This is a genomic window from Undibacterium sp. Tian12W, from assembly GCF_049339405.1.
Lineage (GTDB): Bacteria > Pseudomonadota > Gammaproteobacteria > Burkholderiales > Burkholderiaceae_D > Undibacterium.
Genome location: NZ_JBMPPK010000012.1, coordinates 34,529 through 46,682, shown reverse-complemented (window position 1 = coordinate 46,682; position 12,154 = coordinate 34,529). Strand labels below are relative to the sequence as shown.

General features: G+C 52.0%; 12 protein-coding genes. 7 read left to right on the top strand and 5 right to left on the bottom strand.

Going from position 1 to position 12,154, the window contains the following annotated elements:
- Positions 1-117: 117 nt before the first annotated feature.
- From ACO0LI_RS16235 to ACO0LI_RS16225, 3 genes are all read right to left on the bottom strand, one after another.
- Positions 118-1,233 (bottom strand): ABC transporter substrate-binding protein, encoded by a 1,116-nt coding sequence (locus ACO0LI_RS16235; protein WP_422953876.1) that lies wholly within the window; start codon positions 1,231-1,233, stop codon positions 118-120.
- Between the two features lie 81 nt (positions 1,234-1,314).
- Complete coding sequence (locus ACO0LI_RS16230) at positions 1,315-2,340, bottom strand: Bug family tripartite tricarboxylate transporter substrate binding protein (protein WP_423033715.1); 1,026 nt, start codon at positions 2,338-2,340, stop codon at positions 1,315-1,317.
- 54 nt (positions 2,341-2,394) lie between these two features.
- Positions 2,395-3,510 carry an ABC transporter substrate-binding protein gene (locus ACO0LI_RS16225; protein ID WP_423033713.1) on the bottom strand — a complete coding sequence of 372 codons (1,116 nt, stop codon included), beginning with the start codon at positions 3,508-3,510 and terminating at the stop codon, positions 2,395-2,397.
- A 354-nt stretch (positions 3,511-3,864) separates the two neighbouring features.
- Between ACO0LI_RS16225 and ACO0LI_RS16220 the strand changes: the two genes are divergently transcribed.
- The 6 genes from ACO0LI_RS16220 (at position 3,865) to ACO0LI_RS16195 (ending at position 8,185) form a co-directional block, all read left to right on the top strand.
- Complete coding sequence (locus ACO0LI_RS16220; protein WP_423033711.1) at positions 3,865-4,179, top strand: hypothetical protein; 315 nt, start codon at positions 3,865-3,867, stop codon at positions 4,177-4,179.
- Between the two features lie 163 nt (positions 4,180-4,342).
- Positions 4,343-5,017, top strand: coding sequence for a response regulator (locus ACO0LI_RS16215; RefSeq protein WP_422953873.1), 675 nt, complete (start codon positions 4,343-4,345; stop codon positions 5,015-5,017).
- Positions 5,017-6,450 carry a sensor histidine kinase gene (locus ACO0LI_RS16210; protein WP_423033709.1) on the top strand — a complete coding sequence of 478 codons (1,434 nt, stop codon included), beginning with the start codon at positions 5,017-5,019 and terminating at the stop codon, positions 6,448-6,450. Before ACO0LI_RS16215 ends, ACO0LI_RS16210 begins: the two co-directional genes overlap by 1 nt.
- Before the next feature lie 88 nt (positions 6,451-6,538).
- On the top strand, positions 6,539-6,853 hold the full coding sequence (locus tag ACO0LI_RS16205; protein WP_162044126.1) for a metal-sensitive transcriptional regulator: 315 nt from the start codon (positions 6,539-6,541) through the stop codon (positions 6,851-6,853).
- Positions 6,854-6,882: 29 nt separating this feature from the next.
- Positions 6,883-7,731, top strand: coding sequence for a substrate-binding periplasmic protein (locus ACO0LI_RS16200; RefSeq protein WP_423033707.1), 849 nt, complete (start codon positions 6,883-6,885; stop codon positions 7,729-7,731).
- A gap of 4 nt (positions 7,732-7,735) precedes the next feature.
- Entirely contained in the window at positions 7,736-8,185 is a 450-nt protein-coding gene (locus tag ACO0LI_RS16195) for a hypothetical protein (protein ID WP_423033705.1), read from the top strand.
- A gap of 158 nt (positions 8,186-8,343) precedes the next feature.
- On the opposite strand, the gene ACO0LI_RS16190 is transcribed toward ACO0LI_RS16195, so the two are convergent.
- Positions 8,344-8,943, bottom strand: coding sequence for a TetR/AcrR family transcriptional regulator (locus tag ACO0LI_RS16190; RefSeq protein ID WP_423033703.1), 600 nt, complete (start codon positions 8,941-8,943; stop codon positions 8,344-8,346).
- 9 nt (positions 8,944-8,952) lie between these two features.
- Between ACO0LI_RS16190 and ACO0LI_RS16185 the strand changes: the two genes are divergently transcribed.
- A complete protein-coding gene (locus tag ACO0LI_RS16185; protein ID WP_423033701.1) occupies positions 8,953-10,143 on the top strand; it encodes an aldo/keto reductase in 1,191 nt (396 codons plus the stop codon).
- Positions 10,144-10,147: 4 nt separating this feature from the next.
- Here ACO0LI_RS16185 and ACO0LI_RS16180 read toward each other — a convergent pair whose 3' ends face one another.
- Positions 10,148-11,701, bottom strand: a complete 1,554-nt coding sequence (locus tag ACO0LI_RS16180) for a DUF4080 domain-containing protein (RefSeq protein ID WP_423033699.1) — start codon at positions 11,699-11,701, stop codon at positions 10,148-10,150.
- Positions 11,702-12,154 lie beyond the last annotated feature (453 nt).

The window sequence follows — 12,154 nt, the reverse complement described above, 5'->3', positions numbered from 1 at the left end:
TCAAGGGTTGAGATTCAGTAGTAATGCGGTTCGCCATACAGGCGGCGCGGAGAAAATGTCCCGCAGGAAGAGCCGTTTGGCACCGTACCGTTTGGAGCTGGCACGGTGCTCGCAGGCTTATTTTTTACCGGCAGCTTCTTTCCATTGTTTGAGGAAAGCGAGGCGTTTGTTTTGATCGAGGTATTGCAGCAACATCGGATTGACTGGCAAAGGTTTGAGGCCAACGCCGATAAGTTTTGCCAGGTCAGAGTAAGTGGTTTCACCCTTGACGTCAGCACGTATCGCATACAGCTTGGCTTCATTGGCAATCATTGTCTGGCCGCGTTTTGACAAGGTGTAATCCAGCCACAGCTTGGCTGCATTCGGGTGCTTGGCTGCCTTGCTGATGAACATCACGCGTGACAGCACCAGGGTGTAATCTTTAGGGATTTGCACACCTATCGACGGGTCTTTGGCAGCGCGTACCAGGGCATAAGAGCCGAGGATGTTATAACCGAGCAGGTTCTCGCCGGAAGACAGGCGTTCCAGCATGGTGCCGGTAGATGACTGCACGCGCACGCTGGCATTGCCAAAGGCTTTCGCCAGGTCCCAGAATTCCTTGTTTTCACGGCTGTCCTGGGTAATGAACATGAAGCCTACGCCAGATTTTTCGATGTCGTAAGTCGTGACCTTGTTCTTGAACTTGTCGAGTTTGCTGTTGATGAGCTTGGCAAATTCGGCATGGGTTTTGGGTACTTCATCGGCGGTTACCAGGCGTTTGTTATAGACGAAGACCGCTGGTTCAAAAGTTGTGCCGTAAGCAGAATTATTCCAGATCGCCCATTGCGGAATGCCACTGATTTCTGGTGATGCATACACCAGGCCATAACCGTCAGAGACCAGCTTGGTCTGCAAATCCATGGCAGATGACCACATCAGGTCGGCGCTATTGCCACCAGCGGCCATTTCCGAGATATAGCGGTTATACACTTCGGTGGAATTCATGTCATTGTATTCAACCTGCACGTCCGGGTACATGCTGCGGAAATCCTTGATCAGCGGTTCCACGGCCTTGGTGTCGGTCGCGCTATAGATGACCAGTTTGCCCTCTTTCTTGGCTCCATCGACGATCTTGCTGTAGTCAGCGGGGTAACCAGCTGGTGCCTGCGCTTGCGCCGTAGTCTGGGTACTCAGCAGCACGCTGCCCGTAGCCAGTGCCAGCATGCTCTTGACGAAAAGTCTTTTTGTTTGCATTTGTCTTCTCCTGTTATTGTTTGTACTTTAGTACCAAGTGATGAGGGTTATAGGGTTTATAGGGTTCACTACTGACAGGCACTAACGCACCATGCCAAATTCTTTTGCCTGCAGACGGTAATTGTTGACGGCTTTCTGTATGTATTCGGTCAGTTCCTTGCCTGTCATGGCGAAAGGAAACAGGCCGTGAATTTTTCTTTGTTCATCAAAGGCTGGGGTATTCATGGCTTGCTGGAAATGCTCCACCCATTTCTGGTAATCGCGGTCGCTGACCTGCGGGCCCATATAGACGCCGCGTATGATGGGCCAGGTCACGTCAAAACCCTGTTCGCGCGCGGTAGGCACATTCGCCAGCGGGCCGGGCAGGCGGGCATCGGACAACACTGCCAGCACACGTATTTTGTCATCCCGCGCATGCAGGCTGGCTTCCGATGCATCGCCGGACACTGCCTGTACATGGTCAGCCAACAGGGCGGTGAAAGATTCGCCGCCGCCTTCAAACGCTACCAGGCGCATGCTCTTGGGGTCTATACCCACCTGTTTGCCGACCTGGGCCATTTTTAACCAGTCCTGGCTGCCAACCGTGCCGCCGGCACCGATGGCGATATTTGCGGGCTTGCTCTTGATCGCATCCATCAGTTCGCGCAGGTTCTTGTAGGGGGAATCCTTGCGTACCGCGATCATGCCGTAATCAGTACCGATAGCCGCGACCCAGCGCACATGGCTGGCGTCGGATTTACCAAACTTGCCTTCTGCCAGATTCAGCAGCGAGCCGCCGGAATAGGCAACCAGGGTATTTGCCTCGGCTTTTCTCTGGGTGATGATGGTAGTCCAGGCAATCGCGCCGACGCCGCCGGGCAGGTAATTGATCTGCATGGGCTGGCTGGTGTTTGCATGCTGTGTCTGTTGCGCCTGCTGTGCCAGCTTGCAGGTCAGGTCCATGCCGCCGCCGGGTTTGGCCGGGACTATGCAGGTGGCTGCTTCATGCTTTTCTGTTGCTTCCGGCCTGGCGGCAAGCGCCTGCAGGCTGGCCAGCAGGCTGCAGAGCAGGAAAGTCAGATTGGCAGGCCGGATATGCATGTTAAGACCATAGGCTAGGGGTTGCATGGATCATACCTAATTGAAACTTTCAGTAGGCTTTCATATCAATACTGACATAGCTTACCTTAGTATGATGCCATTTTTACCAACAATGGTCAGCTCTACAAAATGCGAACCATCATGGTCCCTGGGGCCATAGCTGACTTCCACCCCGCCGAGATCGACATTGCGCATGTTCTCCAGCGCCTGTAGCAGTTTTTTGGAATCTGGATTATTGCCGGCCCGGCGCAAGGCTTCTGCCATTAATTTTGCAGCAACATAACCTTCCAGTACAGCATAGGACAAAGGCGGCGGATTTTTGGCTGATTTCAGTACTTTTTGCAGTTCCCTGACCACAGGGATACCTATATCGCGCGGATAAGGCATGACTTGCATGACACCGATGCCACGTCCCTCCGCCCCCAGAGATTTGAAGAAATCATCAGAATTGACATTCGACAGCATCAAAAATTGCGGTCTTTGCCCCAGCTTCTGCATTTGCCGTATGAAGTCGGCGCAGGCGGCTGGGGTACATGCCATTAATACCGCCTGTGGTGATGCGGCCGCGATACTGGCAACGGCGGCATCGACTTTCATTTCTTTCCTGTCATATTTGGCGATGACGGCGGCACGCATGCTGCGTTTTTCCAGGTTGCTGACAAAACCGTTCAGGCCATCTTTGCCAAAGCTGTCATCCTGATGCAGGATGGCCAGTTTGCTGAGCTTGAGTTCCGCCAGCGAAGCCACCATCTTGGCCGCCTCATCCTGATAGCTGGCACGCAGATTAAATACCTGGGCATGCAGTGGCTGGTGCAGGCTTTGCGCGCCAGAGAAAGGTGCAATCAGCGGTATCGCATGCTTTTCCAGCAGCGGCAGTATGGCTTCTATGGTCGGTGTGCTGCGGTAGCCAAACAGGGCAATCGCATGGTCTTCATTGATGAGTTTTAAGGTATTTTCTTTGGTCAGCGCCGGATCGCGCTTGTCGTCATAGCTGATGAATTCTATATTCTTGCCGTGGATGCCACCCTGGCGGTTCAGTGCATCGAAATATAATTGCGCACCTTCGCGGTTTTCTTTGCCGGTGGCCTGACCGGATAATTCTACGGACTGGCCGATGACGATCTTACCGTCTGCACTGGCGAGGGCGGGGCAGATCAAACAGGCGAGCAGGAAGAAGCTGAGGCGCAGGGGCATCATGATGGTAGTCTCCGGAATTTTTTTGTAAGGGAGCATAGAGCCCGGGAGCTTTCAGTTTGCTTGCAGTCAGGGGCTTTTGGGAGATTTGTGATTCGAGAATATTCAAGCATTGTGTGCATTGGGATAATCTTATTAATGTCATTCCTGCGTGCTTTTGGCAGGAATCTAGTGGCGTTCATCGTATGCCGTATTGCTCGTTACATGACGTACTTTGACAAAAGCGTTTGCCCTCCGTGGATACAAGCCGGGTCTCGGCCCGGCAGCCGAAATTCTTTCTTTGCGTCGCCAAAGAAAGAACTCAAAGAAAGGCGACCCAGGCGTAGCACTCCACTGCGCCGCTTGCAAGCGACTTAGATGTTGGCAGCGCAAAGCATGCTTTGCGAAACCCTGCCAACATCCCCTGCGGGGTTCCCATTTGTGCGGTACAAAAAATGGGAAGGCCCGAAACTCGCTTCGCTCAAACAGCGGTCCTTCTGTTTCCATTTTCTGTACAGCACAAATGGCGGCTACACATGGGAACTACAGAAAGTCAAAAGCAACGTCAACACCAAAGTCAAACCCAAAGTCAAACCCAAAGTCAAACCCAAAGTCAAACCCAAAGTCAAACCCAAAGTCAAACCCAACAGCAACGTCAACAGCGACGCTCGCTATATTGCGACCGCTCTTTAGAAAATTACCGAAAAAACAAGCTTACAAATACAAACCCCCTTGTCATTTTGACTTCCCGTTCCCTCAAAGACCGTCCTTTTCTTGTCATAAATAGTCACACAGATAGTGACGCTTTTTGAGCATGCTGGTAGCCTAGCGTGTATCCGGAGCAAACAGGCTGTGTATGCGCATACTATTAGTTGAAGACCATATCGAGTTGTCCCACTGGCTGGCCAAGGCTTTGCGTGACGCCCACCTGACGGTGGAAACCGCGATGAACGGCGCCGATGCCGATGCGCTCCTGCACACTCAGGAATATGCGCTGGTCATCCTGGACCTGAGCCTGCCAAAAATGGATGGCATGGAGGTGCTGAAACGCATGCGTGCGCGTGGCAGCAAGACGCCAGTGCTGATTTTGACAGCCCGTGGCGGCCTCAATGACAGGGTGCAGGGTTTGAATTCAGGTGCTGACGATTACCTGCCCAAGCCATTTGAGCTGGCTGAACTCGAAGCGCGTGTCAAAGCCTTGCTCAGGCGCGCGCAGGGTAATGAAGCCGTGACACTGACCTGTGGTGCCCTGAGTTTTGATACCGTCACGCGGCAGTTTCATTATGAAGGCCAGCCATTGTCACTGACGCCGCGAGAATATGCGGTGCTGGAAACCCTGATCAGTCGCCCTGGTCAGGCAGTATCCAAGGACAAGCTGTTCGATGAAGTATTTGCCCTTGATGATGATGCCAATCTCGATGCCATAGAAATCTATATCCACCGCCTGCGCAAAAAACTGGACACCGTCAGCACCGGCAAGGTTGTCATCGTCACCCTGCGTGGCATAGGTTATCTGCTGGAAGCACGCTGATGGAGCGGCCTTACCGCCTCGGGAGCTTACGCGGCCAGTTCTTGCGCTGGCTGTTGATCCCCCTGGTCCTGCTGGTAGCCCTGAATGCTTTTTCGGTTTACCGCAATGCCCTGGATGCGGCTGATCTGGCTTACGACCGCTCTTTGCTATCGTCGGCTAGGGCACTGGCAGAGCGCGTGCAGATCGTTGATGGCAAGGTGGTGGCGAATGTGCCCTATGTCGCGTTAGACAGTTTTGAAACTGATACCCTGGGGCGTTTGTATTACAAGGTTACTGGCGTCAATGGCGAGTTTGTTTCTGGTTATGAAGACTTGCCGGATTTACCGAAGAACGTGCCGCGTTCAGAGATCTACCCTGCCCTCGTGCATTTTTTTCATGCTGATTACCAGGACCAGCCTGTGCGCATCGCCGCCCTGCACCAGCCTGTGTATGACGACCAGATGCGTGGCATTGCCCTGATAGAGGTCGGTGAAACCCTGGATGCACGGCGCGGCCTATCACGCAAAATCCTCATCGATACTCTGCTACGTCAGGCTGCGCTGGTGCTGGCGGTGGCACTCATGGTCTGGGTGGCCTTGCGTTTTGTGCTGGCCCCCATCATGCAGTTACGCGCCGATGTAGAGGCGCGTGAGCCGACTGATTTGTCCGGCTTTGACCCAAATGTCGTGCATAAGGAAATACGCCCCTTGGTGAACGCCATGAATGCCTATATGGAAAGGCTGCAGACCCTGATCAACGGGCAAAAACGCTTCATCGCCGATGCCTCGCACCAGTTGCGCACACCATTGACAGTATTGAAGACCCAGGCTGAACTGGCGCTGCGTGAAAACGATGTAGCCGCCATGCGCCAGATCGTCGCCAGCATTGCCCAGACTACCGATGCCACCGTCCATCTGGCAAACCGCCTGCTGACACTGGCGCGTACTGGCCATGGGGCGGTAGCGGCAGAGTTAGACGACATCTTGCTAAACCAGCTCGCGCAAGAGGTCTGCCTGGAACTGGCGATGCCAGCCGTACGCAAGCAACTGGACCTGGCGCTGGAGGCTGAGCAGGCCGTGCCTTACCGTGGCAACACGCTGCTGCTGCACGAAATGCTCAGCAACCTGCTCGACAATGCCATACGCTATACCCCAGAGGGGGGCCGTATCGTGCTGCATGTATATCAGCAGCATGGCCAGGCGCATATCGATATCCAGGATACCGGGCCGGGTATCACAGAGGCCGAACGTGAAAAAGTATTCGAACCCTTTTACCGCGCCTCTGCCAGCTCGGTTGCCAATCCTGGTGGGACTGGCCTGGGGCTGTGCATAGTGCATGACATCGTCAAGCTGCATGGCGGCGAGATCAGCCTCGGCGATGCCAGCCTGAATACTCTAGCCACATCTGAAACACCGGGCCTGCGCGTACATATCCGTTTCCCGCTGCCAGCCTGACTGGTGTAGCATACTCGGTAGTAGTATAAGAAGAATACGCAGAGACTTATACGCAGAGACTTCATTAACATCGCGAAGGAGCATTTTCATGGCAGATACTCCCCCACTGAAGATAGTGCAAGGCACGGCTTTGAATGATCAGCAGAAAAAAGACCTGCTGCACCGTCTGGCCAGGGTGGAAGGTCAATTACGCGGCGTGCAAAAACTCATCGCCAAAGCAGCCGTACCGGCTGATTGTGAGGCAGTAGCACAACAGATGTCCGCCGCCCGCAAGGCGCTCGACCGTTCTTTTGTGACCTTGCTGACCAGCGCCGTTGTCACCCATGCAGAAAAGGCCGAGACAACGGAAGAAGCCGTCGCCAGTACCCGACGCCTGGCGTCCTTGCTGGAAAAATTCGCCTGATGCCGGACTAAACCTGCATCAGTCACCACATGTCCATCCTGGCAAAAGTAGCAGCGGGCAAGTATATGTGCAGGCTCTGGCAGCCTGTGCTGCTGGGTGTGCGTTTGCTGTTCTTGTCCTTTGCCCTGTTGATTGCTACTCCCGGTTCAGCGACAGAAGCAGCAAAGCAGGATAAACTGGTCTTGCTGATACGTGAGTTGCGTAATGAGGCCGGTGAGATAGTCCCGATACGTGATGAGATCCGGCATTTGCTGAATTATTTTGAGCATCACCTGCAAATCAAATTTGAGATTCGCCGCTACCCGTGGACGCGCCTGCTGGTGAACGCCAAAAACGGCGAAGGTATTATCTTTGGTCTTTCAAAAAACCGTGAACGCCTGCAGACCTACCAATTCTCTGAAGCCATTTATGCAAACTATGTCTGGCTGGTCACGCGCAGTGATGCCAGCTTTAGCTATAACAGCATGCTGGACCTGAAAGGCAAGACCGTCGGTGTCATACGCGGCACCAGCTACGGTGATGAATTTGATAGCCAGCGTAATGTCTTGTTCCAGGTTGAAGAAGATGTAGGCTCACACGGCGCACGCCTCAAAAAACTCATCAATAAAAGAATGGATGTGATGATCTTCGGTGACCGTCGCGCCCAGGCAGATGAAGTCGAACAATTATTGATACGCATACTGCACAAAGAATCAAGCAGCAGTGACAAGGCCCTGGAGCACGGCTTCAAGGTCTTGCCCAAGCCCATGCTGGTCGATGAATTGCATTTCGCTGCCGCAGGTACGCAGTATGAAGAATGGATACGCAAACTCAATGCCGCAATACTGGCAGGCAGAAAATCAGGCGAGATCAGCCGCATACTGATCAGTGACAAATGAGTGCATGCAAGCGCCCGCCTGTCAAATTGAGGAAATGAATGTGCCAGCTTTAATGTTTGAAGACATCTGCCGCAATCTTCCAGGTAATGCAAATTGGCCAGGTAGTTTTTATGAGCAATTAGCAGAACACGGAATATGGAATACAAAAGAATTCTGGCTGTTGCATCGCGATCTTGTCCTCGCTGCAAATAAATTGAGAGATGTAGGGTCAGTGGACAAGCAATTTGCATTGACAATAGTCAGGCTTCAGGCGAATGTAGATAGATTATTTGCTGCTCATTTTGATGAAAATGACGTTTTCAAAATTCTTGCTATAGACAATGAGTTGGGCACTGTATTGAACAGTGATGAACTGCACGCATTCAAAGAAAGATTTGATCTGGCAGTAACAGGCGTATTCTCTGGAGAGATTTTCCCTGAACACGCATTCGAATTAGTTAATCCATTGCTGTGATGTCTGGTTTGGCAATTCAATAAATGCAATAGCATTTATGTGCTTTGCAAGGTATGCGCATCATTATGCTATTCATTCAGTAGTATCGAAATCAGTCCAATAATCTGCCAGCTATATCTAACTCGGTCAACATCAGCATGCAGATGCTGGAATCGGTATCACTGCCAAATTTTCATTGCAGCCTCAACTACCTTAAGTAATTTTTCGCGCGGCGCACCATCTCTTGCCAGTGTTGACATGCCTTGAATGATGGACATGGTGAGTGCTGCCAGTCCTTCGGCATCTGTTTCAGCAGGCATTTGCTTGCTTTTTATGGAACTCGTAATCTTCTCCCTGAGTTGTGTTTCTATACCATGCCGGATTTTTGCCAACTCCACTTTGACGTCATCGGCGGCAACCGAGCAACTGATCGCTGAACTCGCCAATAGGCAGCCAGCGGGTGTGTCCTTGCCAGTGAATCCGATTGCTGCTGCATTCAGTAAACCCAGTGCGGCCTCACGTGCTGTGGCAGCTTCATTGATAATTGTCCCGGACGTCACTGGCCCTGATAAGTAAAGGGCGACGGCATTTAAGAATAATCCCTTCTTGTCGCCGAATGCAGAGTAGATGCTTGACGGAGTTACCTCCAGGGCTGTGGTCAAGTCGTTCAATGAGGTCGCTTCGTAACCGTGCTGCCAGAACAGCATCATGGCTTTTTGCAATGCTATATCCCGGTCAAATGATAATGGCCGGCCTTTCTTGCGGGGAGTCATTTTCATATATTTGTAGTGATCACTAGTAAATTAATTGCATTCTTGAGAAATCCGGGCTATGATTTTCCTATCAATCACTCGGAAAGTAAAGCTATGCCACTCACAGACTACCGCACTCTTGGGCGTTCTGGCCTTGTCGTCAGTCCATTTTGCCTGGGGGCCATGACTTTTGGCACTGCACGCTGGGGATCTGGTGAAGAGGCGTCCCATGCAGTATTCAATGCTTATGTAGAAGCCGGGGGTAACTTCATTGATACTGCAGATGTCTATTCAAGTGGCCGTAGTGAAGAGATGCTGGGCAGGTTTATTCAAGAGCAATCACTACGAGACCGTGTTGTGCTTGCGACCAAGTCAGGTTTTGCAGATGGGCATGGGCCTCATGCCGGAGGCAACGGGGCAAAGCACATATACGCTGCCCTTGAGCGATCGTTGCGACGCTTGCGCACTGATTACATCGATATGTATTGGGTACACGTTTGGGATTCTGTCACACCGGCAGAAGAGCTGCTTGAGACTATGGCAGCACTTGTCCGTTCAGGCAAAATTCGATATTGGGGCTTGTCTAACACACCAGCCTGGTATATCGCCAAACTGGCGACGCTGGCGCAAGTGCGCGGTTTGCCTGGTCCGATTGCGCTGCAATACTTTTATTCGCTTGCTAACCGTGACGTCGAAGATGAGTATGTGCCGATGGCTGCGGAATTTGGTATGGGTATAGTGCCATGGAGTCCACTTGCATTTGGCCTGCTGACGGGGAAATACGACCGTACTGTAGTTGAAGCTTCTGCACCCAGAGCTGGAGGATTGCCACGTGAGGCAGCTAAAGAAGGTGAGCAGAGAGTAGAGGGGGACAAGCGGCTGGATGGTGCCAACCCTTTCGGTGATACCCTCTTCACCGATAAAAATTGGGAAATTGTTGATACGCTAAAGAGGCTTGCCAACGAAACCGGATTGAGCCCAGCGCAAATCGCTCTATCCTGGATCACCGCACAGCGCGGCGTGACATCGACTTTAATGGGGGTAAGCCGGATGGAGCAGGTATCTGCTAACGCAGCAGCTCTGGAAGTCGATTTGTCGGCGGAACACAGAAAAGTGCTTGATGAAATCAGTGCACCTGAACAAAAAATGCTTTACAGCCTTTTTACTCCTTTGCTTCGCCAGCATGCTGTATTTGGCGGTAGCACTGTGCGGACCTGGCTTTCGTAAAATATCAAGCCGCCAGATGCCGTGCCTGCCTTTGCGGCAAAGCCTTTGCCACAACTTCCCTGGCAGCTTCTTTTCTGGTCTGTCTTTGTGGTGCCGATGGATCAGCTTTGTTGCCTTGCTTGTGCATGGCCTGCCCGGCATAGTCCTGGGATGCCGCAGCTTGCACTGCCTCACTGCTTGCGCCATGTACTTCCAGCAGCCACTTGTTGACGAGTGCAGCCAGTTTGTCGAGGGCGATGCGGTGCGTTGCATCTGTATTGACGAACAGCCAGTCTGACAAGGCCATGAAGTTTTCAAAGGCAGTGTCTGCCAGTATCAAAGGCAGGCTGTGTGAAAAACGCCCTGAGTTGGCGATCATGTCCCAGTAACGGGCAAAGCGTATCAGTCTTTGCATGTCGCCAAAGGCAATGTCTTTGTTGGCCAGGATGGTGTAAGGCGGTTGCGGGTCAAAAGCCAGTTGATAGGCTTCAGTGTGTCGGATAATTGGTGTGCCGCGCAGACGTTTTAAAATACCGAACTGGATTTCATGCGGGCCCAGGGCCACCAGCTTGTTAAAGCCAGCGGCAAAGCTCTCCATGGTTTCACCCGGCAAGCCAGCGATCAAATCCACATGCAAATGCGCATGTGAATGTTCGCACAGCCAGCGTATGTTCTCGGCAGCTTTGTCATTGTTTTGCTTGCGGCTGATGAGAGCCTGCACGTCGGTATTAAAACTTTGTATGCCTATCTCGAATTGCAGGCTGCCTTCAGGGAATTTTTGTATGCCTTCTTTCAGGGCGTCTGGCAAATGATCTGGTACCACTTCAAAATGGGCGAATACCGGGTCATGCGGTGCTGCTTCGAGTTTATCGAGAAAGAACTGCATGATCTTCAAGCTGGTTTTGATATTCAGGTTGAAAGTGCGGTCAACAAACTTGAACAGGCGGGCACCACGCTGGTACAGCACTTCCATCTCTTGCAGGAACTGGTCTATATCAAACGGCCAAGCCGTCTTGTCGAGTGCGGACAGGCAGAATTCGCATTTGAAGGGGCAGCCGCGTGAAGCCTCGACATACAGGGTGCGGTGACGGATGTCCTGGTCGCTATACAAATGGTAAGGCAATTGTATGTCGGCCATAGGCGGTTGCAGACCCGCATGCACTTTCATCAGTGGTTGCGGGCCATGCAGTATCTGCTGGCACAGGGCAGGGAAACTGACATCACCCCAACCGGTAATCACATAGTCCGCCAGGCGTATGATTTCCTGGTCGCCAGTTTCATGCGATACCTCGGGGCCACCGAGTATCACCACGACATCCGGTGCCACCCGTTTCAGAACAGCGACGATCTGCGTGGTTTCAACGACGTTCCAGATATACACACCAAAGCCGACGATGAATTTTTCACCGGGCTGGCGCAGTGCCAGGATTTTTTCGACGATATCAGTACTGCGCGCGCCGGTGACAAATTCCTGTATCCGCGTGACTGGCTGCAGCTCACCCATATTTGCAAGCAAATAACGCAGCCCCAGCGAAGCATGGGTATAGCGGGCGTTCAGGGTGGTCAGCAGGATAGTCATGGTGCGAAAAGGCGGGAGCAGCTAAAAGTAGCTATTGTACGCCTCAACGGCAGGCATCCTGCCATGATTACTGTGCATCGCTGCATTCTGGCAAAGCCAGACGGTCGCGCATATGCTGGTGAAGAAACTTACTTATCTGGCACTGTATACCTCAGACCTGATTCAGCTATAAATTCGGTCTGTAAATTCAGCCTGTATAGATACTACTTGTGTGCAATTACTAATTACTACTGATGACAGCATCAGACTCAGTCAGTCAGGGCAGCAGTCAACATAACGATAGTTGCCAGTATTTGAGCAAAAACGATAGCGGTGATCATGTTTATTTCCTTGGTTGATTAAAAACAAGGTCATGATACTGGCTGGAAACTTGTTAATCCAATCACATGATCAGATGTCTGTTATATGAAATGTGAATGTCATTGTTAAGTCATATTCCCAATTCACATGGAT